Source organism: Nonomuraea sp. NPDC003707, assembly GCF_053587055.1.
The window spans coordinates 138,884-162,852 of the sequence record NZ_JBSFNK010000001.1 but is presented as its reverse complement, the minus strand read 5'-3'; the positions used below and the strand labels follow the sequence as shown (position 1 = coordinate 162,852).

Below are 23,969 nucleotides of genomic sequence, written 5' to 3'. Positions count from 1 at the left end.
CGCCTCCCGGGGGCTAGCTGCCGACCGGTTCGGCGCGGAGCCGGGCCGAGTGTTTGACCAGGGCGATCAGGACCTCGCGGCTCGAGTCCTTCTTGCGGGCGTCGCACATGATGATGGGGACGGAAGGGTTGAGCTGGAGCGCCAGCCGTACCTCGTCCAGCTCGAACGACGTCGATCCCTCGAAGCAGTTGACGGCCACCACGAACGGCGTCCCGCGCCGCTCGAAATAGTCGACCGACGGGAAGCAGTCGGCCAGGCGCCGCGTGTCCGCCAGGATGACGGCCCCCAGCGACCCCTCCGCCAGCTCGTCCCACACGAACCAGAAACGCTCCTGGCCGGGTGTGCCGAACAGGTACAGGACGTAGTCGTTGCCCAGCGTGATCCGGCCGAAGTCCATCGCCACGGTGGTCGTGCGCTTGGCCTCCACCGAGGAGATGTCGTCCACGCCTATCCCGCGGTCGGTCAGGACCTCCTCGGTGCGCAGCGGCCGGGTCTCGGAGACAGCCCCCACCATCGTCGTCTTGCCCGCGCCGAAGCCGCCCGCGATCAGGATCTTGATCGCCGTCGGCAGGCGCGGACGCTCAGAGCGAGCGAAGACCATCGAGCACCGCCCTGTACATCTTCATGTCGTGCATGTCCACCTCGGATTGTGGTTCCTGGGCAGAGACGAGTTCGCGGTCGAACAGGTCGCCGAGCAGCACCCGGATCGTGCCGGCCGGCAGGTCGAGGTATGCCGCGATCTCGGCGACCGACTTCGGTTCGCGGCAGAGCTGGATGATGCGCAGGTGCTCCGGGTCGAGCCCGGCGTCGGGGCCCGGTGGCGGGCCCACCGCGAGGGCCATGGAGATCAGGTCGAACCGGCCGTGCACGGGCTGCGTACGGCCACGGGTGACCACGTAGGGCCGGATGATCTCCGGATCCACCCAGTGTTCATCCGTCGGTTCGTCCGCGCCTCTCACCGGTCGCTCCTGGCGACGGCCTCGGCGTTGCGGGCGCCCGAGGTGAGGTACTGGCCGACGCGGGCCACCATCATCGCCATCTCGTACGCGACCAGCCCGATGTCGGCGTTCTGCGCGCACAGGACGGCCAGGCAGGCGCGCTCGCCCGCCGTGGTCACGATGAGGAACTGGTTCTTCCACTCCACGACCGTCTGCCGCACGGAGCCGCCGGAAATGTGGTCCGAGACGCCTTTCGCCAGGCTCTGCAGCCCGGAGGCGACGGCGGACAGGTGCTCGCCGTCGGTCCGCTGCAACGCGGCGGAGGAGGCCATCAGCAAGCCGTCGGACGACAGCACGATGGCGTGCTCGACCTCCTTGACACGGCCGACGAGGTCGTCGAGCAGCCAGTTCAGGTCGGTGCCGGAGGTAGGGGTCATGCCTCATCTCCAGACTGCTCATCCAGCATCTTGGCGGCTTCGGTGCGGCCAAGACGGGTGCCTGACTGCAGAGATCCCATCATCGCGCGGATCTCCTCCGGCGAGCGCTCGTCATCGTCCTCCTCGAAGTCGGGCTGCGTGGGCGTGTCGTCCCGCAGCGCTGGCGCCAGGTTGGCCTGGGGCACCCGGAGGGGGAGCCCGTTCGACGTGAACTCGGTCACAGACTTCTGCTCCGGTTCGGCTGGCGTTTCGGGTTGTGTCTCCACAGCGGTGATCGGGCGGGCAGGCTGGGGGACCGGCGTCGGCGCCGGGACCGGCATCGGGCGTGCGGGCTTGAGCGTCCGCACGTTCTCCCCGGTGACCGGCCGCGACGCGGTGGCCGCCCCGGTGGCCGCCGCGGCCACCGCCGTCGTCCGGCGCGGCAGCCGCTCCCGCCGCCCGCCGTCCTGCGGTTCGGGCGTGGGATCGAGCTGTACGAGCTCCTGCGGCAGCAGGACCACGACCGTCGTCCCGCCGTACGGCGACGCCTTGAGCACCACCTGGATCTCGTGGCGCTTGGCCAGCTGGCTGACCACGTACAGGCCCAGCCGGGCGGTGCCGGTGATGCGGAACTCGGGCGGGTCCGCGATGCGCTCGTTCGCGGAGTCCAGGTCCTCGGGCTTCATGCCCAGGCCCCGGTCCTCGATCTCGATCACGTACCCGTTGGCCACGAGCTGGCCGCTGACCTGCACGTTCGTGTAAGGGGGCGAGAACGACACGGCGTTCTCGATCAGCTCGGCGAGCAGGTGGATGACGTCACCGACGGCGCGGCCGACGAGCACGACGTCGCCCATGGGCATGAGCGTGACGCGGGTGTAGTCCTCGACCTCGGCCAGCGCGCCGCGGACGACGTCGACCATGGGGACCGAGCGGCGCCACGTACGGGCGGGGGCCGAGCCGGACAGGACGATCAGGTTCTCCGCGTTGCGGCGCATGCGGATGGCCAGGTGGTCGAGCCGGAAGAGCTCCTTCAGCTCCTCGGGGTCGGTCTCGCGGCGCTCCATGACGTCGAGCACGGTGAGCTGCCGGTGGACCAGGCCCTGCGTCCTGCGGGCCAGGCTCAGCAGGATGTCGCGGATGCTGCGGCGCAGCTCGGCCTGCTCGGCGGCGACGCTGACGGCGGTGTGCTGCACGGTGTTGAACGCCTGGCCCACCTGGCCGATCTCGTCGTCGCCGAAGTCCAGCGCGGGCACCTCCTTGGCCAGGTCGACGTCCTCGCCGCGGCCGATGCGCTCGACGACGCCGGGCAGCCGGTCGTCGGACAGCTCGTGCGCGGCGTCGCGCAGCTTCTGCAGCTGGGCGAGCAGGTCGCGGGCCGTGGTGATGGACAGGATGATCGAGGCGATGACGGCGATGAGCCCGAGACCACCGGCCAGGACCAGCCGGACGATCACGTTGACGGCGACGGGCACGATCCGGTCCACCATGCGGTCGCCCGCGCCGAGCACCATGCCGTTGAAGTCGGTCAGGAAGCGTTCGGTCGCCGACTTCCACTCGTCACCGGTGAACGGCAGGTTCAGAGCGGCCGGGTCATGCTCCATGACCTGCGTTTCCATGGTCTGGAGCTGGACGAACGGCCGACTCTTGGTCAGCCTGTCGTAGGCGGCCCTTTCGGAATCGGGCAGTTCGGATGCGGCCTGTCCGGCGACGATCCGCCAGGCGCCCACGGCCTGGCTGAACTGTGCCTGGTCGGCGGGAGTCAGCCGCCCCTCGGCGAGCGCGCCGGCAAGCAGCGCGTCCTCCCGGGTGAGGAGCTCGCTGGCGCGGCTCAGAGTGATGAGGGTACGGACGTCCTTGGCGACCTCCTTGTCGTCGAGCGTCGCCATCGACCCGTAGAGACGGTCGATGGGGTCGATGACGTCGTTGTACTCGGTCATCACCTGTACGCGGTCAAGCTTGCCCGCGTCGATGGCCTTGCGTATCTCCTTGACCGATTCGAGCTGCTTGAGCAGGTCGGCGAGCCGCTTCTCGCCCTGATCGTCCAACGCCCAGCTGACCAGCCCGGCGTTGACCGACTCCTGGAAAGCGGCGATGACGCGGTCGTTCTGCTTACGCTGTGTTTCGAGCTCTTTGCGGGTTTGGGGGGTCTTCTCGCTCAGCCTCACGACCGAAAGCCGGCGCTCTTTTTGCAGGCCGAAGAGCACCGGGTCGCTGGGGGTCGCAATGGCGGAGTCGAGTTGGGAGACCCACAGGAGGTTGACTCCCTCGCGGAGGGTGACCCACGCAGCGAAGACCCACAAGGCCGCCAGGGAGAGCAGCAGAGCCGTGATCTTGGTCCGCAGCCCCGTCTTGCGGAAGCGCATTATCATACCCACCCTGTGCAAGTCATATCTGGTCTGCCGGACACCTTACGTGCGGCGAGGTTACATACAGTATCGATCAAGGAACTCTAGCGCACTCGCAAAGCGCCTCTCAAGAAACATTAATCACAGATGTCAGGTTCTGACAGCCTATTAGTCAACTTTTCACCCAAAGATGTGGAGTGTCGGTATACGCCGCAAGTGACCAGCCCTACCTGCAGTCATTTCAGCATTCGTAACAACCTCGCAGACCGTCTTCTTGGCCAATCACACCGGCTGGCGGGCTCGCCACAGCTGGGCCGCGCCTCTACACCTCCGCGGCGAGGGCAAGATCGATGCCCGCGACGCCGCCGTCATCGCCGACCGAGCCCGGATGCGCCGGCCTGGCTCCCGTCCTCCGCGATCGGGTGCTTCGGGACGCGGGGCGGCGGAACCCCGCTTCCCCGCCACGGAGATCGGGCTCTGCCCCCCCGCTCGCCGGGTCGGAGTGTGCCGTGGGCGCCTCCGCGTTGTGTCATCTCAGTCGCGGTGTGATCATTAACCGATTCCGAACAATGTGCAGTTTCCAACCCTGGTATCCCTTTTGACTGGGAGTACCTGACAGGAGCCGTCATGAGCCCCTCGCCGTCCCTCCCTGACGAGCTTTCGTCCGATGCGCTGTCCGCCCGCGCGGCGGAATGTGCCCGTGACCTTCGCAGCACTGCCGCGTGCTACCCCGAACTCTTCGACACTGGTGAGTTCGCCGACACCCCGGGTCAGATCGCGAACATGATGGTCTATGGCACCCCGCGCCATGACCCGGGCGTGTTGCGGAGTCCCTCCCGGCTGGCGTTCTGGATTTTCCCGCTCGACGCGGCCATCGACCGTGATGCGACAGAGCGATCCCAGGTGCAGGCCATCGTCGAGGAATGCAAGGACGTCATCGCCGGCGACGACCCGCGTACGCCCCTGGCCCGGCCGCTCGCTCGCATCCGCGACGACCTGGCTCACGCGCCCGCGTTCGGTCATCTGGGACCGGTATGGCGCACCGAGTCGGCCGCGATGCTCGATGCGATGGCGCGGGAATGGGATTGGAAGACCGCGGCCCGGCAGACCGGCGCCGCACCCACCGTGCAGGAGTATCTGGGTAATGCGGCGAACTTCGGCTCCACCTGTGTCGGGGTCTCCCGTTTGATCAGCACCGACGAACCGGAAGCCACTCGCGAGCACCTGCCGGCGATCATCGACGCCGCCAACGCGACTCAACGGGTCATGCGTCTGGTCAACGACCTTCGCACCTTCAACCGCGACCGCCAATGGGCGGACCTGAACGCACAGATGCTCGGGCTCGACGAGCACGCTCTGCGGGAACTGATCGCCGACGAACGCAAGGCATGTGACCCGGCGCTGGACCGGCTCGCGCAGTCCTGTCCGGGCGTGGCAGAAGATCTTCGCCGCCAGATGATGATCACCTGGGGCTTCTACTTCGACGGCGGTGATTTTTGGACCGTCTGAGCCGGAGCTCATCGGAGCTAGCGCGCCTGCGCCCGGGCCTGCCGGCTGAGGTGCGACGACGCGATCACCGCGGCGCGGGTCACGGCGCGGGGGACGTACAGGTCCTTGTCGTGCCAGAGCGGGGGGTGGTCGCCGCCGGTCGAGCGTGACAGGTACTCCTGACCCCGCTCCGCCGCACGGATGTGCCGCGGATCCGTACGTCCTCGGGTCAGCAGCAGGATCTGCATCGCGTACGCGGTCTCCTCCGCCGTGCCCTCCCAGCGGCCCCAGGAGCCGTCCGGCCGCTGAGTCTCCAGCGTCCACTCGGCGGCCGCGCGCACCGCCTCCCGCGAGACCTCTCCGCCGAAGGCGTCGAGCGCCAGCGCGCAGCTGACGGTGGCGTAGTACGGCGACGCGTGCCACCGGTCCGTCCAGTTCCCGTCCGGACCCTGGCAATCCCGGATCCAGGCGGCCAGCTCGGCGATGGTCTCGTCGTAGCGCGGTGCGGCGGCGGGCCTGCGGCGGACGTACTCGCCGAAGGCGTCCAGCACGTGCGCGTTGACGCTGACCGAGACGCCCTGCTCGCCGGGCCAGGTGGAGAAGTGGGTGCCCGAGCGGAACCCCCACAGGCTGTCCGGTTCGTGCGGCGCGCCGAGCAGCGCCAGGGCGTACAGCGCCACGGACGTCGTGTCGGCGTCGGCGGGCAGCCCGGATCCCGCGGGCGTGCCGGCCGGACCTATGGCCGCTCTGATGTCGGCCACCATCTCCGGCGGCACCTCGACGGGCACGCCCGCCCGGAGCAGCCAGCTCAGCACCCAGCCTCGCTCGAACACGGTGATGGGCAGTCCGACGGGCACCGGGCCGCCGTACAACCGGACCACCGCCTCCAGGTGTCCGCGGGCAGGCTCGTGCGCGTCGGGTCCCCCGCCCTCGCCCAGCCAGGCGGCGGTCGCCGCGGGCGAGGCGCCGACACTGCCGATGGGCGTGGGCCGGATGCCGGGCGCTCCGGCGGCCTCGTCGGCCGCGATCTCCAGGGCGTGGAGCAGCTTCTGCGGCACCTCCATGCCGGACTTGACCCAGGATCTGACGGCGTGGAGGGTGTCGTAGCTCATGGCCTCGGGCAACGGGATCGGCGCCCGGCCCGGTAAGCCCTCGACGTGCTGGTTGATGCGGTCGACGAGGGAGGGGACGATGTGCTCGATCGCCGGCATGTCGGGCAGCTCGAGCGGGCCGCTCAGCCAGGTGGCGAGCACCCGCAGGCCACGGTCCGCCGCACCCGCCAGGCGCTCGCGGTCCGTGTCCAGGTCCCCGCGCGTCAAAGCGGAGAGGATCCCCTCGGTGGCGCTCAAGGTCGGCACCACGCCGTACCCGTCGGGTGCGCCCCAGGCGCCGTCCTGCCGCTGGGTGTCGATCAGGTACTCGATGCGTTTCAGGTGGCCGGTCAGCCAGGGGGCGAGCGAGACCAGCCGGCCGGTTTCGTAGACCGAGGGCGAAACCTGCCCCCACGGCCTGAGCATGAGGCTCTGGACGAGTTCTTCCGCTGCCGCGGTGCTGTCCGCCATTTCGCCGATGCTCACGCCGCACGATTCCGTTCGACCGGGTGCAGCTGGAGGAAGAGCTTCTCCTTGGGCCGCAAGGTGGCTCCCCCCACCAGGGGCGTCAGCTTCTGCGGGTAGGGCAGCGCCGGCCGGTACCTGGTGAACAGGTTGGCGATCAACAGAGATGCCTCGATATAGAACAGGTGCTGGCCGAGGCAGACGTGCGGTCCCGCGCCGAAGGGGATGAACGAGTAGCGGTGCCGGCGTTCGGACTTCTCGTTGTCCCAGCGCTCGGGGTCGAACTCCGTCGGCCGGGGCCAGAACTCCTCCAGCCGGTGGGTGGCGTAGGGGCTGACCAGCACTTGCGAGCCGGCCTTGATCCGGACGCCGCCGATCTCCGTGTCCGCCACGGTCTGGCGTGGGACGACCCAGGCGCTCGGGTAGACCCGCACGAGCTCCTGCAGGACCATGCGGAGATACGGCATCTCGGCGACGTGCGACGGCCGCACCGGGCCGCCGCCTATCACACGGTCGATCTCCTCCTGCAGCCGGGCGTTCACGTCCGGGTGGTCGTCCAGCACGGCCCACAGCCACATCAGCGACATCGCCGTGTTCTCCGAAGCGGCGCCGTAGACGTTCACCAGGTCGTCGCGGATCTGCCGCAGGTCGGCCTTGCCCTCCTTCTCGAGCCTGGCCGCGAGCAGCGCCGAGACGACCTCCTTGCTCTCCTTGCCCTCAGTGTCCTCGCGCTGCGCCCGCTCGATGAGGGGGTTGATGATCTCGTGGATCTTCCTCGTGGATCGCAGGAAGGCGCGGTCGCCCGGGACCCTGATCGAATACGGCGCGGAGGGGAAGAGCATGCGGAAGCCGATCGAGCTGGCGCACGTGGCGAACTCGGGCGCCAGCCGTTCGGCGGTGTCACGGGTGATCCGGCCGCCGAACAGCAGGTTGATGACGGCCTGGTTGACGATCGAGGTCATCTGGTGCTCGACGTCGATCGGGCGGCCGGTCAGCGCGTAGTCGTCGAGCTCGACGATGCGCTCGGCGATGATGTCGGCCATGTCCTCGGCCAGTGCGGCCGTGTAGCGCGCGGTGAAGAGCGGCTGGAGGATCTTCCGGGCGGACGCCCAGGCCTCACCCTCGCCCATGATGCTCTGACCGATCAGGCGCTGGAGCGGCTGCCAGAACATGCCCGCGCGCACGAAGTTGGTCCAGTCCGTCTTGAACACCTGCTGGACGTGGTCCGGATGCGAAATCAGGTAAGGGCGGAAGGGGCCGAGGTCGAGCCGGACGACCCGCCCGGCGGCGTCGGTGCCCATCCGGGCCAGTTCGATGGCGGGGTTCCTCACCAGCCGGGGGATGGCCCGGTAAAAGGGAACGACTTCGGGCTTGGTCACGGACGTTCCTTGGCGTGCGGCATGGCTGCGCTCCCGGATCTAGGATGCGATCTCTGCAAGGCGGACATTTATCGCGAAAAAAGTGATTTATAATAAATTGTCCGATTTGTCGTTATTTGGGAGGGGGTGGCGGTTTGCCTGTCGCGCGGGGCGGCCTCCATCGCCACGAGTGCTTCCTCCATCGCGTACCGTGTCCGTCTCACGCCGTGGACATTTCCTGACAAATGTCAATCGATGGGTGGAGTATCACATGCTTGTGCATGTAGATTCAAGATCGTACCGGGGTAGGAGCACCGTTTGAATCTCAGCCATCCCATGGGCGGCGGCGCTGTGGCCCGCTGCCGGGGTCTGCTCGAACCCGCTCTCCGCGAGGCTGTCTCGGTCCTGCATCCGGAGGGCGCCCGGATGGCCGCGTTCGCGCTGGGCTGGTCGGATGCCGACGGGAGGCCGCACCAAGGCGACGGTGGCAAGGGTGTGCGGCCCGCCATCGCGATGCTCAGCGCCGAGGCCGTGGGCGGCACCGCCGAGTCGGCCCTCCCGGCGGCGGTGGCGGTGGAGCTGGTGCACGCCTTCTCGCTGGCGCACGACGACATCATCGACCACGACGAGCGGCGGCGGCACCGGGAGGCCCTCTGGAAGGCGTACGGGGTCGGGCCGGCGCTCCTGACCGGCGACGCCCTCCTGGCCCTGGCCGTCGGCCAGCTCGCCGGGCGGCCCGAGGCGATGACGTACCTGTCGACGGCGCTGATCGAGCTCGTCAACGGGCAGACCGCCGACATGGCCTTCGAGAACCGGCCGTGGCGCGGGCCCAAGGCGGTCACAATCGCCGAATACACGGAGATGGTCGCGGGCAAGACGGGCGGCCTGCTGGCGGCCGCGGCGGCGGCGGGGGTGGCCCTGGGCGGCGCCCCCGAGCTCGGCGACCTCATGTGGCAGACCGGGCGCGATCTGGGGGTGGCGTTCCAGATCGTCGACGACATGCTGGGCATCTGGGGCGAGCCACGCGTCACGGGCAAGCCCGTCTACTCCGACCTGCGGCGCGACAAGAAGACGTTCCCCGTCCTCGCGGCCCTCGCCGCCGACCACCCCGCCGCCCGAGAGCTCTCCGACCTCCTCGCGGAGGGGGTCTCGGACGAGGACTCCGTGCACCACGCCGCCCGCCTCGTCGAGGAGGCCGGCGGCCGGGCCGCCGCGCAGGCCCAGGCGGAGCGGTACGTCGCGGCGGCGGTGGCGGTGATGGACGAGCACCTGCCGGACGCCGCCGACCTGCGCGCTCTGTGCGTCTCCCTGGCGGACCGCGCCCGCTGACGGCGTGCGGGCACGGCCTGTCGGATGCGTCAGGCTTGGGAGGCCTCGTTCAGGAGGGCGAGCTCCTCCTCCGTCAGGGTCAGCTCGGCGGCCGCCAGCAGCGGCTGGAGCTGCGTCACGTCCCGGGCGCTGGCGATCGGGGCCGTGATCGTCGGCTGGGCGGCGAGCCAGGCCAGCGCCACCGTGGCCGGGGCCACCTCCTGCTCGGCCGCCACCTTGAGCAGCGCCTCCAGTGCCCGGCGCCCGTGCTCCTTCTGCAGGTACTCGGCCGCGATTCCGGCCCGCGGGCTGTCGATCGTCACCCCGGGCGCGTACTTGCCGGTCAGGAAGCCGCGCGCCAGCCCGAAGTACGGCGTGCTGGACAGCCCCTCCCGGGCCACCACGTCCCGCAGCTCGCTCTCGTAGCCGCGCTCGACCAGGTTGTACTGCTGCTGCAGCGCCACATAACGGGTCAGCCCCTCGTCGCTGGAGGTCTTGAGGGCCTCGGCCAGCCGGTCCGCGCCGTAGTTGGACGCGCCGACGTACCGGATCTTGCCCTCGTGGACCAGCGCGTCGAACGTCGCCAGCGATTCCACCAGCGGCGTGTCGTGGTCGTCCACATGTGCCCAGTAGAGGTCGATGTAGTCGGTACGCAGCCGGCGCAACGAGTCCTCGACCGCCGTCCGGATCGTCGCGGGGGACAGCCCGGTCAGGCCCTCCAGCATGCCGACCTTGGTGGCGAGCACGAGCGAGTCACGGTTGCGGCGCACGTGCATCCACTCGCCGATGATCATTTCTGACGTGGACTCGCCGGTCACCCAGTACGGGTAGACGTCGGCGGTGTCGATGAAGTTGCCGCCGCCCTCGACGTACGCGTCCAGGACGGCGAAAGAGGACTCCTTGTCGGCGGTCCAGCCGAAGACATTCGTACCGAGCGATATCGGGAAAACGGACAGCTCCGTGGTGCCTATCGATCTCATTCCGCCATTATCCGCACCTCCCTTGAGCAGGCCCGATGGCACCCCCTCGATCGGCGCCGGGTGGACACGGGTGTCTCGCTTCCGCGGGATGGCGGGGCGGTCGCGGGTGACGCTATGGTGCGAGCTGTGGTGATCGGTGACGCGCGCACGCGCATCCTGGACGCGGCCGAGGAGCTGTTCGCGGGCGGCGGTTATGAGGCCACCCCGACCGCGGTCATCGCGCGGCTCGCGAAAGTGCCCAAAGGGCTGATCTTCCACTACTTCCCGCGCAAGATCGACGTCCTGGTGGCTCTGGTCGACGAGCGCACGCTGGTCGAGGAGGGGCGAGAGGTCGACGCCGTGCCGGGCGATCCGGCGCGGACCCTGTCCAAGCTCGCCCGCGGCCTGCCGCTGCGGGCCTCGCCGGCGATGCGGCGCATCCTGTTCAGGGAGGCCGACACGCACGGCTCGGTCAAGGAACGGCTCGGGCGGCTGAACGGCGAGCTGATCAGGCGCTCCAGGTTCGCGCTGGAGCTGGCGCTGCCCGGGGCGCGCGGGGACCTGGCCCGGCTGGAGGTGGCGGCGGCCACGTTCGCCGCCGTCCTGCTCTACCAGGAAAATCTCTGCCAGCTAACGGGCCACCAGATCGATCCCGACGCCGTCGCGGAACTCATCGCCCACTCGCTCGTCTAGCAACTCCTCCAGCGCCGTGCGCAGGTGGCCGAGCAGGCCCCACACGTCGTCCATCCGCTCGGGGCAGGCCACGATGCCGAAGTCGAGCATGCCGTCGTAGGAGAAGCAGGTGATGTTGAGGCCGCCGCTCACGTCGGTCAGCACGGACAGCGGGTAGTACGACAGCACCCGCCCGCCGCACAGATACAGCGGGAACTGCGGGCCCGGGACGTTGCTGATGATGAGGTTGATGGGCGGGAACGCCATGCCCGCCAGCCGGAAGATCGCCGGGGTGGCCAGGCTGGTGAGCGGGGCGGGCAGCACCGAGCACAGCTCGCTCAGCCAGGTCGCCGGGGCCAGCGCGAAACGCCGCTTGGCCCGGCCCATGACGGAGCCGACGGCCTGCAGCCGCTCCTTGGGGTCGGGGACGTTCGTGGGCATGGGGGCGACCATGGCCGAGATCTGGTTGCCGACCAGGTCCTTGGCCCCGGCCGTACGGATCGCCACGGGCACGGCGACGATCAGCGGCGCCTCCGGCAGCGCGTCGCGCTCGCGCAGCCATGACCGCAGGGCCGAGGTGCACAGGCTCATGACGATGTCGTTGACGCTCATGCCGTGGGCCTTGGCGACGTTCTTGACGTCCTTGAGCGACAGCGAGCCGAACGAGAGGTGGCGGCGGGCGCTGATCGGGCCGTTGAACGGAGTGCGGGGGACGGTGAGGCTGGGCAGCTCGGGGCGGTCGTGCCGGTCGCCGGCGACCAGCCGCGCGGCCTTGGCGATCAGCTTCGCGCCCGGGATGCCCGCCGCCAGCGGGATGGCGTCGAGGTCCTCGGCCGCCCTGACGACCGACTGGACGGCCCGCACGGGGTGGGTCGCCGTCCGCATGGCCGCCCCGGCCAGCATCGCGGCCAGCCCTGGGACGCCCTCCGGGGCGCGGGTGTCGTTCGCGACGTGGACGGGGGCGGGTGTCGGGCGGGTGTCGTTCGCGACCTGGACGTGGACGGCGGCGGGCGTCGGACGGGGGCCGGAGCGGCGGAGGCGGTCGGCGCTCGCGGTCGGGATGTCGCGCCTCTTGAGGTGGCCGTCCGGGGTGAGATCGAGCAGGGTGGCGAGCGTCTCCGCGCCCGAGACGCCGTCGATGGCGGCGTGGTGGACCTTGGTGTAGACGGCCACCCGGCCGTCCACCAGCCCGTTGATCAGGTGCATCTCCCAGAGCGGGTGCGCCCGGTCCAGCCGCCGCGCGTGGATCTCCGCCACCGCGTCCGCGAGCTGCCAGTCGTCCCCCGGGGCGGGCAGCGTCAGCTCGAACAGGTGGTTGCCGAGGTCGAACGCGGGGTCCTCCGCCCAGTACGGATGGTCCAGCCCGAGCGGCACCGCGGCGAGCCGGAGGCTGAGGGCGGGCGACAGGTGCAGGCGTTCGAGGAGGAGCTCGGCCAGCGCGGCCCTGTTGACCGCGCCGTCGGCCGGGTCGAGGATCGCCAGCCCGGCCACGTGAGCGGCGGTGGTCGCGGTCTCGACATTGAGGAACTGGGCGTCGAGTGCGGTCAGCTGGCGCATCTGCTCTCCTTTTTCCCGTGATCTGTGCAGCGTCGCACGATGGGATTTCTGGAAGGTTTCCGCGCGAGTCTTTCAGATGAATTCAGGTACGCCGTACCAGCTTTTAGCGAATGTCCAGCTCAGCCTCGGTCGGTGACAATTACCTATCCATTGACCACGTCGACGGGGTGCCGTACGACCGCGTCGAAGTGGTACCCGAACGGATGACGCGGCGTGACCAGGGGTTGGGTGGCCCCGGTCTCGTCGGTGGCGCGGGCCATGAGCACGTGCGCCCCCGTGCGCCGGGGGGCCCATGAAATGTGCCAGGGCAGCCAGGCGCTGACCAGGTGCTGTCCGTGGTGCTCGGCCGGGCGCCAGCTCAGCCCGGCGTCGAAGCTGACCTCCACCCGGACGATCCTGCCCTGCCCCGACCATGACCGTCCGCGCACGATGTGCGGGCCGGAGCGGGGCAGGCGCGCATTCCAGGCGAGTTCGAACGCGCTCTTCACCGGCTGCGTCGTGACGTCCGGGTAAAAGACCGTGTTCCACGGCGTGAAGAGCTCTTTCGTTGAAACTTCTATTTCACCCAGCCATTTGATCGATGCTATTCCCGCCCATCCCGGCACCACCAGCCGCACCGGAAATCCGTGGTCCGGCGGCAGGCGCTCGCCGTTCATTTCATAGGCGACGAGGACGTCGTCCATGGCCTTGTCGATCGGCAGCGGCCGGCGTACGTGCCCGTACCCCTCGAACGGCGCGTCCAGTCCCGTGGGCAGCACGTCGACGGCGCTCGGCAGCACCCCGGCCTGCTTGAGCAGGTGCTTCAGCGGCACCCCGCGCCACCGCGCGACGCCGATCGCCCCGAGCCCCCACTGCGTGCCGGGCGCGGCCTCGTGCTGCTGCGTGCCGTAGAAGCGCCGCCCGTTCCCGGCGCACTCGATGGCCACGTCGAGCGTGCGGGACGGCATGGCCCGCAGCTCGTCGTAGCCGAACTCACGCGGACATCGAACGCCCGCCCCGTGCACCAGGAGGCGCCAGGTGGTGACGTCGATGATCGGCGTGGCGGTGTGGTTGCGCACGAAGAAGCGGTCGTTCGGAGTGTGGTAGCCCTGCCCCGACATGGCCTCCCACCGCATCTCCGCGCTCGCGCCGTGCACCCTGAACAGGTGGTCGGGCAGCGGCTTCACGATCGTCGCCAGTGCTTGCTTCATGGACACCGCCTCCGTAAGAGCTATTTCCTACCTGTAAACCATTAATCCCTTCACGCTGTCCTGTGGCGCCCCTCGTTGCCGAATTCTGTCCGACCGGTACGGGAACGTTCCACTCCTCCACCCCGCCCCTTACCCTCAGCCGCCCCTCCCACAACGAGCCCCGGCACCGCTCCCACCAGCCCACACACCCGCCCGTTCACGCTTGTCCGCTCGCACCCGCCCGCTCGCACGAGTCCGCTCCGCACCTGCCCGCTCGGATCCGAAACTCCGCATCCGCCCGGCTCGCGTCCCGCTGCCCCGCACCCGCCGTCCCGCGTCCGCAGGCTCGCGTTCATCGCCCCGCGTCCGGCCGTTCGGCGCCCGGTCAGCTCGCTGGGGTCGGAGGTGGCGACGTGCGAGAGGCGCGGGCGGCGGGCGGGTGGCGCACTCGTGTCGGCTGGCTGCGCTCTTCGGGCGGCGAGTCGCGCCTCCTCGTCGGCTGGATCGGGCTCGGCCGGATTTGGCTCAGCTGGATGGGGTGCGGTGTCGCCTGGGTCGGCACCGGCTCGGTGGGTTTCGGCCTCGCGGGGGCGCGTGTGCTCACCTGGGCGGCAGGCAGGCGGTCGGTCCTACTTGCCGGGGCAGAGGACGGCCTTCGCCGTCTGGTTGATGGCTCGGCCGATGGCGGCCGGGTCCTGGGTGTTGGTCGTGGTGGACGTCGCGAACTGGATACGGCCGTCAGGGGAGCTGAAGGTGACGGAGGTGAAGCTGGCGGTGCCGCCCGCGATGACCCGCAGCTCCGGCTCGCCTCCGCACAGGGGCGGCTGGGAAGGGGCGTTCTCCGGCGGGTCGGTGAGCAGCTTCTGCAGCGTCGGCGGGAGGAGTTTGCCCTGGCCGAAGGCGCGGTAGAAGGCGCTGATGTCGCGCGAGGTGGAGATCACGCCTCCGGAGCCGTTCCCGTAGCTGGCGTTGAGCCGGTCCATGTCGTGCACCTGGCCTTGGTCATCGGTGCTGTAGCCGTGCCCGTGCGGGCCCTCGATGCCCTGCGGCGGCTTGACCGGCAGGTACGTACGGCTCATCCCGAGCGGTACGAAGAGCCGGCGGGCGAACTCGGAGGCCAGCGAGCGGCCGGTCACCTTCTCGATGATCATGCCGAGCAGCGTGTAGTTGGTGTTGGAGTAGGAGAACTTCTCGCCCGGCTCCCCGGTACGCGGCTGGTTTCGTGACTTCTTCACCAGGTCGATCGGCGGGTAATAGGTGGTGAAGTCGTATATGTCGACCAGATCGGGAGCGAACCAGTTCGGGATGCCGGACGTGTGCCGGATGAGCTGCCGTACCGTGATCTCGTCGGCCCGCTCCACGATGTCCTGGCTCGCCACCTCCGGCAGGAGATCGCTCAGCTTGTCCTCCAGCTCCAGCCTGCCCTCCTTGACCAGCTGGAGCGCCACCGTCCCCGTCAGCAGCTTGGTCTGCGACCCGATCCTGTAGTGGGAACCGGAGGGGATGCGCCCGCCCTTGCCGTTGAGCAGCCGCGAACCCGCCGAGCCCTGGCCGACGCGCTTCCCGTCCACGTACACCTCCCCGATCGTCCCCACCACCCCGCTGGTCCGGGCGAGTGCGTCCAGGGCCTGCTGCACATTGGCTACCTCGGGGGTGGCGGCGGTCGCGGGCGTGGCGGCGGCCAGCGTCAGCATCGCGCAGGCCAGACCGGCGAGGCGTGCCGTAATGGCGTGACTCATGGTGATGATCCCTTCGTGATGTGCGGGATCCTTTGTAGGGCGGGGGGTGTTTCCTGACCGTTTCCGCCGGGGGAGGGTAAGGGGTCATGGTGGCCTTCCCGCTCGACCTCGGGGTTGAGGAACCCACAGACAGCCGTTGGCGCTGGAGTCGCCACGCCGCCGGGGAACACGGAACATCACCATGCCGTAACCGGCCTCGCCTGACGAATAACCCCTCGAGGTCTCGGCCCAGCGCCATGTCGGACAGCCACCAGGTGGACGCGCCTGCCACTACCGCTAACGGGTGATCACGGCGAAGACGGCGACGGACAACGCGTAGCACAGCACGATCACGAGCGTTCCGGCGGCGCCGGCGAGGAACGAGTGGGGCACGCCGGGACGCAGCCATGCCGCGAAGGCCCTGTTGACGAGCGGCATCAGGACCCAGGTGAGGATGGCGACGCTCAGCACGTTGCCGATGAACAGGACGAGGTAGGGGGGCAGGCGCGCGCCGGTCAGCACCCGGCTCACCGTCAGGTTGAGTGCCATCACGGTCGGATAGAGGGCCAGCAGCACGCACATGGCCTGCTTCCAGTTGGGCGGAGCGCCCTCCCCGGCAGCTCCGCCGCCGAACCGGAACCAGCCGCCGAACGCCGACTTGACGGTGCGCACGTCGAAGTCGATGACGCAGTCGCGACCTTCGTCCAGGAGCTTTCTGCGGGTGTCGGACGCGAGCCAGCTCTCAAGGTGTTCGCGGGTGTCGAACCGGGTCATGACCACCCAGTGCGGCTGTACGCCCGGCACGGGCGCGAACGCCTCGAATCCGAGGAAGCCGGGAAACCTCTCCTCTGCCTTGTGGACCCTGTCCTGCCAGCGCGTGTAGTCGCCCTCGCGGCCCGGCCGCACGTCGTGGGAGATCACCGCCGTGACCGCTTCGCTGTCGGGCGTCCTTCCCGCGAGGACCTCCATCGCCGGCGGCTCCTCCAGCAGCGGCCGGACCTCGTCGAGCAGCGCCCTGCGCGCCTCAGAATTCAGCCACCCGGTCAGCCGGGCGATATCCGAGAAACGAAAAACAGACACCCAGGAGGGTTGCTCGCCGGGAATCGGCGGATAAGCCTCCGCCCCCTCGAAGCCGACAAATGAGCGCATGCTCTCATTTGTTTTCTGCTGCCAGCGGCGATAATCATCCTCGCGGCCTTCTCGAACCTTTGACGAAATGACCACGGTCACGCCGCGATCAGAGGCCCCACGGTTCGAACCAGGCTTCACCTGGGAAAGTATAGTCCACGGCCGCCCGGAGAAGCATGACGGCAATGGCTCGGGCACGGCAGTCGATCATGACGAAATTTCAGCCGTAATTTACCTGCCGGAGGTTATGAGATGGGACCGAAGGAATTCATGGCCGAAGCCGTTCGACTCGCCACGGAGTCCGTTGTGAACGGCTGGGGCGGCCCGTTCGGCGCGGTCATCACCAAGGACGGGGAGATTCTCGCCCGCGGGCAGAACCGCGTCCTGCTCACCGGCGACCCGACCGCGCACGGCGAGATCGAGGCCATCCGCAAGGCCATACAGATCCTGAACCCGGAGGCGCCCTCCCTTGCGGAGGACCGCCTGAACGCCTCGACGCTCGAACTCGTGCCGCGCCCGGAAGGATCGCCCGACCTCCTGCCCGAGCGGGCCCGGATGCTCATGGGATACTCCCTCTACTCGAGCGGGGCTCCGTGCCCGATGTGCATGAGCGCCATCTACTGGTCGCGGATCGACGCGGTCCACTTCAGCTCCGACCTCGAGGCGACGAGGAAGATCGGTTTCGACGACGCCTTCCAGTACGAGGACTTCCAGCGGCCCCTCGACCAGCGCAAGATCCGGATCGAGCAGATCTATCCCGAGCTCGGCGCCCAGGCCTACGCCGCCTGGGCGAACAAGCCGAACCACCACCCGTACTGATCCGCCGGACGCCCAGGCGGGGTGGACGGCGGGCTCGTCCAGGCGTGCGAGTGCCGCGGTGGCGCGCTCGCGGAACTCGGCGACGAGGACATCGCGGACCAGGTGACGCTCACCGGGCCCCAGCCGAGCGTCTGGCTGAGCCGGCCGCTGATCGGCCTACCGCTCCCCGGCATGGGATGAGCCTCGAATCCCTCATCCCGACCCCCGGCAGGGCCCATGGAACCGGGGGACTGGCCCTCCTCGCCGACGTCAACCACCTGAATCAGGAGAGGCTGCCGGGCGGTGAGACTGCACCGCCCTGGGGTCGCCTGTCATGCCACGGTTTGCCGGACCCTAGGATCCGAGGCGTGGCCAGATACTTCGATCTTCATCCGGACAACCCCCAGCCTCGCCTGATCAGCCAGATCGTCGAGATCCTGCGGGCGGACGGGCTCATCGCCTACCCCACCGACTCGTGTTATGCCCTCGGATGCCGACCGGGCAACAAGGAGGGCCTCGACCGGATCAGGGAGATCCGCGGCCTTGGCAGCGACCACCACTTCACCCTGATATGCCGTGACTTCGCCCAATTCGGCCAGTTCGTTCACCTGAGCAATGCCCTGTTCCGCCAGGTCAAGGCGGCGACTCCCGGCGGTTACACGTTCATCCTTCCCGCGACCAAGGAGGTGCCGCGGAGACTGCTGCATCCCCGGAAGAAGACGGTCGGCGTCCGCATCCCAGATCACGTCGTCACCCAGGCGCTGCTGGCCGAACTCGGCGAGCCGCTGGTGTCCAGTACCCTGCTGCTGCCCGACGAGACCGAACCTTCGACGCAGGGCTGGGAGATCAAGGAGCGGCTCGACCACGTGGTGGACGCGGTCATCGACTCCGGCGAATGCGGCGCCACTCCGACGACCGTCGTCGACTTCTCGCAGGGGGAACCCGAGATTCTCCGCCGGGGCACGGGAGACACGTCCCTGTTCGAATAGGCGACGACCGCGATCTCCAGGCCGGGTTCGACGCCTGAAGGGCCGGCTCCCACGGCGCCCTGGGAGTGTCGCCTCGACAGGCGATTCGACATTCACTAGAAAAGGATCAGATCCGGCACCTGAGGGAATGGCGTGCAGGGACCACCAGAGGACGTCATGCGGCCTTCCCCCACAGGTCGATCGGCTGCGGGATCGGGGCGCGGATGAACCCACTCTCCACGAGGTTGCCCCGGTACGTCTCCTTCATACCGGCCGCCATGATCGTCATCGGCTCCGTCTTCAACCTGCTGTCGCCGCGCTACTACTGGGGCGACTACCTGCTGGGCGCCGCCGTCGTGGTGGCAGGGGCGCTGCTGTCGCGACGGCACACGATCGCGGTCGCGGCGGCCGTTGTCCTGGTCCAGCTGGTGTTGTTGATCAAGGATGGCTACTTCGGTCATGCCGTCGGCACGCTCTCCTTGATCAGCGCGGTGTTCACCGCGCTCATAGGCCTCGGGGTGAACCGCGTGGTCGCCGGCCACAGCCGCCGGCTGCAAGTGGTGCGTTCTGTCGCCGAGGCCGTCCAGCGCGCCGTGCTGCCCGCACCACCGGCGCGGGTAGGTCCGCTGGCCATCGCCGCGGTCTACAAGGCCGCGCAGATCGAGGCCTTGATCGGCGGAGACGCCTACGCCGTCCAAGACACGCCGTACGGCACCAGATTGCTGATCGCGGATGTGCGAGGCAAGGGCCTGGGCGCGGTCGGCACGGTGGCCGTCCTGCTGGGCACATTCCGAGAGGCGGCAGACCAGGAAGCCGACCTCGGGATGCTGGCCGAGCGCATGGAGCGCGCACTGATCAAGGAAGCCTCCTCGCGCGAGGAGAACGTCCGGATGGAGGGGTTCGTCACCGCGGTGCTCGGCGAGATCACCTCGGACGCGGACCGGGTACGGCTGCTGAACTGCGGCCACCCCTCGCCGTTCCTCCTTCAGGGTGACACGGTGTCCTGTCTGGATCCCGCGGAGCCGAGTCTTCCTCTGGGCATGAGCCGCCTGGGCGTACCGCGGGCACGACCCGACCACTGGCCCTTCCCCACCGGGAGCACGCTTCTGCTCGTCACCGATGGGGTGACGGAGGCCCGAGGCCGTTCCGGGACGTTCTACGACCCGGTGAGCCGGCTCGCCGGCCGGGGCCCGTTCCGGCAGCCGGAGGAGGTGGTCGAGGTGCTGGTACGAGATGTCGAGCGCTGGATCGGCGGTCCGCGCGATGACGACATGGCGATTCTGGCGATCACCCGGCGTGCTGGTGAACCGGCCCCGTGAATCCGCTCACCACGGCAACAACAAGGCGCGGCATCAGTACAGTACGAGCCGGCCGGTGGAGCTGGAGAAGTCAGCCCAGCGCGGCCGCCTTGCGCAGCAGCACGGAGCGTTCGCGCTGGTTGGCGCACAGCCGGGCCGCCAGCTCCAGCTCGGCGCGCGCTTCCGGTCGCCGGCCGAGTCGCGGTCAGCGGCCGAGGAATGTCAGGAGCCGGTCCAGGGGCCAGGTGTTGATGACGTCGTCCGTGGTCAGCCAGGCCCGCTGCGCGAGCCCCACCCCGAACCGCTGGTTCGCGAGGTGCGGGATCGCGTGCGAGTCGCTGTCGATCGAGAACTTCACCCCGTGGTGCTTGGCCAGCCGCACCAGGTCCGACGGCAGATCCGACCGGTCGGGGAAGGAGTCGATCTCCATGGCGGTCCCGGTGCGGGCGGCCACCCGGAAGATCGCGTCCCAGTCGGCGTCCACGGGCGGACGCTTGCCGATCTTGCGGGTCGTCGGGTGCCCGATGATGTCCACGTACGGGTTTTCGCAGGCGGCGATGAAACGCCGGGTCATCTCGTCGCGCGACATCCCGAAATGCGAGTGCACCGACGCCACGCACACGTCGAACCCGGCCAGCACCTCCCCGGGCCAGTCGACCGACCCGTCGGGAGCGATGTTGAGCTCCGTGCCGTGCAGGATCCGCATGTCGGGATATTTCCGTTGGAGCTCGGCCACCTGCCCCCGCTGCTCCAGCGCCTTGTCCAGCGTCATCCGCTGCATCGCCAGGTCGGGGGCGTGGTCGGTGACCGCGTAGTAGGCGTAGCCGCGGGCGTGCCCGGCCGCCACCATGTCCTCCAGCGAGGCGATGCCGTCGGTCAGGTTGGTGTGGGTGTGCAGGTCGCCCTTCAGGTCGCCCAGCTCCACCAGCTCCGGCAGCTCGCCGCGCAGGGCCGCCTTGACCTCGCCGCCGTCCTCGCGCATGGGCGGCGGCACGTACTGCATGCCGAGCGCGGCGTAGATGTCCTCCTCCGAGGCGGCGGCGATCACCCGCTCGCCCTCGAACAGCCCGTACTCCGACAGCTTCCAGCCCTTCTTCACCGCCATCTCCCGGATGGCGACGTTGTGCTCCTTGGAGCCCGTGAAGTACTGCATCGCCGCGCCCCACGACTCGGCGGGCACCACCCGCAGGTCGACCTGGATGCCGGACGTCGTGCGGATCGAGGTCTTCTTGTCGCCCGCCGCGATGATCTCGGCGACGTAGGGCTGGGCGCGGAAGGCGGTCATGATGGACTCGGGCGCGACCGCCAGGATGTCGATGTCGCCGATGGTGTCCTTCATCCGCCGCAGCGAGCCCGCGTACGCGATGCGCTCGGCCTCCAGCGAGGCCATCACCTGCTCGGCCAGCGACATGGCGACCCCGACGTGGACGCGGCGGCCGGACTGCTCGAGCTGCTCGATGCCCTTGAGCAGGTTTGCCAGCGTCTTGGGGCCGAGGCCCTTGACGCCGTCGAGGCGGCCGGAGGTGATCGCCTCGCGCAGGGCCACCGTGGAGTCGATGCCGTAGTCCTCGAACAGCATGATCGCCGTCTTGGGCCCCAGCGTCGGCACCCGCGTCAGCGCGCGCACGCCGTCGGGCACCCGGCCGCGCAGGTCGTCGAGCTGCCGGAAGCTCCCGCGCTGCAGGAACTCCTCCATCTTCTTGGCGATCGCCTCGCCCACCCCGGGGACGCTGCGCACGTCGACCACCGAGATGTCCTCGGGGAACCCCGCGATGGCCTTGGCCGCCTTCTGGTAGCTCCGCACCCGGAAGGCGTCGCCGCCGCAGAGCGCGAACAGCTCCGCGTACTCCTGCAGCGCCGACGCCGCCTCCTCATTTGCCCGCATGGCACAACCCTAAAGGTCGGCCCCGACAATCCAGGACCGTCAGAAGCGCACCTCACGGGGGCGGTACGGCTCGCCGAGGTGGGCCAGCTCCGCCTCCGAGAGCGACACCGACGCGGCCGCCACCGCGTCGTCCACGTGCCGGTCCTTCGTGGCCCCCACGATGGGCGCGGTCACGGCCGGCTGGTGGAGCAGCCAGGCCAGCGCCACCTGGGCGGCCGGCAGGCCGCGCTCGCCGGCCACGTGCGCCACCCGGTCGAGGATCGTCTTGTCGTTCTCCGGGTCGTACAGGAAGTCGATGCGCCCGTCCGACCCGGTCCGCGCGGTCGTCGCGGACGAGCCGGCCCTGGCCAGCACGCCGCGCGCCAGCGGGCTCCACGGGATCACGCCCACGCCCTGGTCGGCGCAGAGCGGCAGCATCTCCCGCTCCTCCTCCCGGTAGAGGAGGTTGTAGTGGTTCTGCATCGAGACGAACTTCGTCCAGCCGTTCTTCTCCGCCACGTGCTGCGCCTTGGAGAACTGCCAGGCCCACATGCTCGACGCGCCGATGTAGCGGGCCTTGCCCGCCTTGACCACGTCGTGCAGCGCCTCCATGGTCTCCTCGATGGGAGTCTCGTCGTCCCACCGGTGGATCTGGTACAGGTCCACGTAGTCGGTGCCGAGCCGATCGAGCGAGGCGTCAACGGCCGCGTGGATGTGCTTGCGCGACAGGCCCCGGTCGTTGGCGCCCTTGCCCATGGGGAAGTAGGCCTTGGTGGCCAGCACGTAATCCTCGCGACGGCGGAAGATCGCGCGCAGCGCCTCGCCCGTCACGGTCTCGCTCGCACCCTGGCTGTAGACGTCCGCCGTGTCGAAAAAGGTCACGCCCGCGTCGGCTGCCCTGCGGATGATCGGCTCGGCCTCGTCGCGCGCCAGAGCCCACTCCTGCCTGGCGGGGTCGCCGTAGCTCATCATGCCCAGGCAGATCCTCGAAACTTTCAAGCCGGTGTTGCCAAGTCGGGTGTAATCCATAGGCCCACCATAGGGGCGGCATTGCGGTGGTCTGCGGGCAGGCTGGACGGTGACGAGGGGCAGGAGCCGGATTGGTCTGGTTACCCGGGGGTCCGACGGGAAGTCATGGGTGGCCAAAAGCGGAAATGACCTTTACAGGGCGGGCCCAATCGGGTCGATTAGGGAGAAGCGAGACAACGGCGGGCGGGCTCTCGCGACACGGCCGCATCCGGCGCCCAACCGCATACCGGGGGTGAGGTGGAAGCCACACACCGTGCGCTCCTGTCGTGGGCACGTTCCAAACTGAAGAACCCCGGCTGGCTGGGCGGCCTCGGGCTGGCGGCGGGGATGGTCGGCGTGACGGTGCCGGTCCAGCTCGGTCTGGTGCGGTCAGGGATGGGGATCGCGGGCGGGGTGACGCTGTTCGTCCTGCTGACGCTGCACGTCAGGTTCATCATGGAGACCCCGGTACGGCGGGCGGGCTCGTGGTGGATCGTGGCCGTGCAGGCGTGGCTGACGTACCTGCCGCTGACGGTGTTCGGCGCGGCGTGGACCCCGGTGTGCGCCCTGCTGTCGGGCGCGCTGCTGGTGATGGCGGCCCGGATCCGCTCGATCGTGCTGGTGGCGCTGGCCCTGGCCTGCGGCCCGGTGATCCTGGCCGCGCCGGAGCGGGCGATGATCGATCCCGCCTGGGCGCTCGCCGGCCCGGTGCTCGGCCTGGTCGAGTACGCGCTGGTGACGCTGGGCAGGCAGGTCACGCGGCTGACGAAGGCGCGTACCGAGGTCATGCGCAAGGCCGTCGCCCTGGAGCGCCGCCGCTTCACCCGTGACCTGCACGACCTGGTCGGCCACCGGCTCACCGTCCTGGTGCTGAAGGCGCAGCTCCTGGAGCGGCTCGTGGCCGAGGGCGACCGGCGGGCGCGGGACGAGTCGTCCGAGACGCTGGAGCTGCTGCGCAGCCTGTCCGCCGACGTCCGGGCCGTCGCCCACGGCCTGCGCAGCTCCTCCCTGGCGGCGGAGCTCGGCTCGGCGCGCTCGCTCCTGGAGTCGGTACGGGTCCGCTGCCAGATCAAGATGTCCTGCCCCGACCTCCCGGGCGATGTGGAGGAGGCGCTCACACACGCCCTGCGTGAAGGTGTCACGAACGTCCTCAGACATGCCGAGGCCCGGCAGTGCTCGATCCAGCTCCTCGAACGCGACCAGCTCGTCCGCCTGACGATCAGGAACGACGGCGTGCGCCCGCCGCGCCGCCCGGGAGACGCGGGACAGGGCCTGCTCAACCTGGCCGAACGCGTCTCCGGCCTCGGCGGCTGGCTCGAGGCCACCTCCTCCCGGACCGGGCAGTTCACCTTCAGTGCGTACGTTCCACGAAAGAAATAGCCAATTGTGAAAAACACACAAATGCAATTTCAATAACCATA

At 69.3% G+C, this 23,969-nt stretch carries 21 protein-coding genes; 8 read left to right on the top strand and 13 right to left on the bottom strand.

From position 1 onward, the window contains the following. Window positions 1-13 precede the first annotated feature (13 nt). From ACWDRB_RS00720 to ACWDRB_RS00705, 4 genes are read right to left on the bottom strand one after another with little or no spacing between them, the layout of a single operon-like run. Window positions 14-601 carry a GTP-binding protein gene (locus tag ACWDRB_RS00720; protein WP_355195007.1) on the bottom strand — a complete coding sequence of 196 codons (588 nt, stop codon included), beginning with the start codon at window positions 599-601 and terminating at the stop codon, window positions 14-16. Next, a complete protein-coding gene (locus tag ACWDRB_RS00715; RefSeq protein WP_185077533.1) occupies window positions 582-959 on the bottom strand; it encodes a DUF742 domain-containing protein in 378 nt (125 codons plus the stop codon). The genes ACWDRB_RS00720 and ACWDRB_RS00715 overlap by 20 nt, the downstream gene beginning before the upstream one ends. After that, window positions 956-1,375, bottom strand: a complete 420-nt coding sequence (locus ACWDRB_RS00710) for a roadblock/LC7 domain-containing protein (RefSeq protein WP_185077532.1) — start codon at window positions 1,373-1,375, stop codon at window positions 956-958. Before ACWDRB_RS00710 ends, ACWDRB_RS00715 begins: the two co-directional genes overlap by 4 nt. After that, a complete protein-coding gene (locus ACWDRB_RS00705; protein WP_449891311.1) occupies window positions 1,372-3,717 on the bottom strand; it encodes a nitrate- and nitrite sensing domain-containing protein in 2,346 nt (781 codons plus the stop codon). Before ACWDRB_RS00705 ends, ACWDRB_RS00710 begins: the two co-directional genes overlap by 4 nt. Window positions 3,718-4,326: 609 nt before the next feature. Here ACWDRB_RS00705 and ACWDRB_RS00700 point away from each other — a divergent pair. Continuing rightward, window positions 4,327-5,208: a terpene synthase family protein gene (locus ACWDRB_RS00700; protein WP_449891310.1), complete on the top strand. Its 882-nt coding sequence runs from the start codon at window positions 4,327-4,329 to the stop codon at window positions 5,206-5,208. Window positions 5,209-5,225: 17 nt separating this feature from the next. On the opposite strand, the gene ACWDRB_RS00695 is transcribed toward ACWDRB_RS00700, so the two are convergent. Then, a complete protein-coding gene (locus ACWDRB_RS00695; RefSeq protein ID WP_449891309.1) occupies window positions 5,226-6,749 on the bottom strand; it encodes a prenyltransferase/squalene oxidase repeat-containing protein in 1,524 nt (507 codons plus the stop codon). An 11-nt stretch (window positions 6,750-6,760) separates the two neighbouring features. Then, the gene (locus ACWDRB_RS00690; protein WP_449891308.1) at window positions 6,761-8,122 is read right to left on the bottom strand and encodes a cytochrome P450; all 1,362 of its coding nucleotides are present in this window, start codon (window positions 8,120-8,122) and stop codon (window positions 6,761-6,763) included. A 297-nt stretch (window positions 8,123-8,419) separates the two neighbouring features. On the opposite strand from ACWDRB_RS00690, the gene ACWDRB_RS00685 reads away from it, so the two are divergent. Then, complete coding sequence (locus ACWDRB_RS00685) at window positions 8,420-9,430, top strand: polyprenyl synthetase family protein (protein WP_449891307.1); 1,011 nt, start codon at window positions 8,420-8,422, stop codon at window positions 9,428-9,430. 29 nt (window positions 9,431-9,459) lie between these two features. Here the strand turns inward: ACWDRB_RS00685 and ACWDRB_RS00680 are convergent, their stop codons facing one another. After that, window positions 9,460-10,389 carry an aldo/keto reductase gene (locus tag ACWDRB_RS00680; RefSeq protein ID WP_449891306.1) on the bottom strand — a complete coding sequence of 310 codons (930 nt, stop codon included), beginning with the start codon at window positions 10,387-10,389 and terminating at the stop codon, window positions 9,460-9,462. A 126-nt stretch (window positions 10,390-10,515) separates the two neighbouring features. On the opposite strand from ACWDRB_RS00680, the gene ACWDRB_RS00675 reads away from it, so the two are divergent. Continuing rightward, the gene (locus tag ACWDRB_RS00675) at window positions 10,516-11,061 is read left to right on the top strand and encodes a TetR/AcrR family transcriptional regulator (protein WP_350722143.1); all 546 of its coding nucleotides are present in this window, start codon (window positions 10,516-10,518) and stop codon (window positions 11,059-11,061) included. On the opposite strand, the gene ACWDRB_RS00670 is transcribed toward ACWDRB_RS00675, so the two are convergent. The 4 genes from ACWDRB_RS00670 to ACWDRB_RS00655 all read right to left on the bottom strand — a co-directional run bounded on the left by ACWDRB_RS00670 (window position 10,999) and on the right by ACWDRB_RS00655 (window position 16,714). After that, window positions 10,999-12,597, bottom strand: a complete 1,599-nt coding sequence (locus tag ACWDRB_RS00670) for a wax ester/triacylglycerol synthase family O-acyltransferase (protein ID WP_449891305.1) — start codon at window positions 12,595-12,597, stop codon at window positions 10,999-11,001. The two genes, ACWDRB_RS00675 and ACWDRB_RS00670, sit on opposite strands and share 63 nt — an antisense overlap. A 143-nt stretch (window positions 12,598-12,740) precedes the next feature. After that, window positions 12,741-13,787, bottom strand: a complete 1,047-nt coding sequence (locus ACWDRB_RS00665; protein WP_449891304.1) for a sulfite oxidase — start codon at window positions 13,785-13,787, stop codon at window positions 12,741-12,743. Window positions 13,788-14,395: 608 nt separating this feature from the next. After that, the gene (locus ACWDRB_RS00660; RefSeq protein ID WP_449891303.1) at window positions 14,396-15,505 is read right to left on the bottom strand and encodes a serine hydrolase domain-containing protein; all 1,110 of its coding nucleotides are present in this window, start codon (window positions 15,503-15,505) and stop codon (window positions 14,396-14,398) included. A gap of 276 nt (window positions 15,506-15,781) precedes the next feature. Then, the gene (locus tag ACWDRB_RS00655) at window positions 15,782-16,714 is read right to left on the bottom strand and encodes an antibiotic biosynthesis monooxygenase (protein WP_449891302.1); all 933 of its coding nucleotides are present in this window, start codon (window positions 16,712-16,714) and stop codon (window positions 15,782-15,784) included. A 150-nt stretch (window positions 16,715-16,864) separates the two neighbouring features. On the opposite strand from ACWDRB_RS00655, the gene ACWDRB_RS00650 reads away from it, so the two are divergent. The 4 genes from ACWDRB_RS00650 (at window position 16,865) to ACWDRB_RS00635 (ending at window position 19,697) form a co-directional block, all read left to right on the top strand. Then, complete coding sequence (locus tag ACWDRB_RS00650) at window positions 16,865-17,431, top strand: nucleoside deaminase (protein ID WP_449891301.1); 567 nt, start codon at window positions 16,865-16,867, stop codon at window positions 17,429-17,431. A 21-nt stretch (window positions 17,432-17,452) separates the two neighbouring features. Continuing rightward, window positions 17,453-17,611, top strand: a complete 159-nt coding sequence (locus tag ACWDRB_RS00645) for a hypothetical protein (protein ID WP_449891300.1) — start codon at window positions 17,453-17,455, stop codon at window positions 17,609-17,611. Between the two features lie 167 nt (window positions 17,612-17,778). Next, window positions 17,779-18,399: an L-threonylcarbamoyladenylate synthase gene (locus ACWDRB_RS00640; protein WP_397365415.1), complete on the top strand. Its 621-nt coding sequence runs from the start codon at window positions 17,779-17,781 to the stop codon at window positions 18,397-18,399. A 257-nt stretch (window positions 18,400-18,656) separates the two neighbouring features. Next, on the top strand, window positions 18,657-19,697 hold the full coding sequence (locus tag ACWDRB_RS00635; RefSeq protein WP_449891299.1) for a PP2C family protein-serine/threonine phosphatase: 1,041 nt from the start codon (window positions 18,657-18,659) through the stop codon (window positions 19,695-19,697). Window positions 19,698-19,881: 184 nt separating this feature from the next. On the opposite strand, the gene polX is transcribed toward ACWDRB_RS00635, so the two are convergent. Together polX and ACWDRB_RS00625 are read right to left on the bottom strand one after the other, a co-directional pair. Next, window positions 19,882-21,561 carry a DNA polymerase/3'-5' exonuclease PolX gene (polX, locus tag ACWDRB_RS00630; RefSeq protein ID WP_350722131.1) on the bottom strand — a complete coding sequence of 560 codons (1,680 nt, stop codon included), beginning with the start codon at window positions 21,559-21,561 and terminating at the stop codon, window positions 19,882-19,884. A gap of 39 nt (window positions 21,562-21,600) precedes the next feature. Further along, entirely contained in the window at window positions 21,601-22,569 is a 969-nt protein-coding gene (locus ACWDRB_RS00625) for an aldo/keto reductase (RefSeq protein WP_449891298.1), read from the bottom strand. A gap of 237 nt (window positions 22,570-22,806) precedes the next feature. Between ACWDRB_RS00625 and ACWDRB_RS00620 the strand changes: the two genes are divergently transcribed. After that, a complete protein-coding gene (locus ACWDRB_RS00620; protein ID WP_449891297.1) occupies window positions 22,807-23,928 on the top strand; it encodes a sensor histidine kinase in 1,122 nt (373 codons plus the stop codon). Window positions 23,929-23,969: the final 41 nt, after the last annotated feature.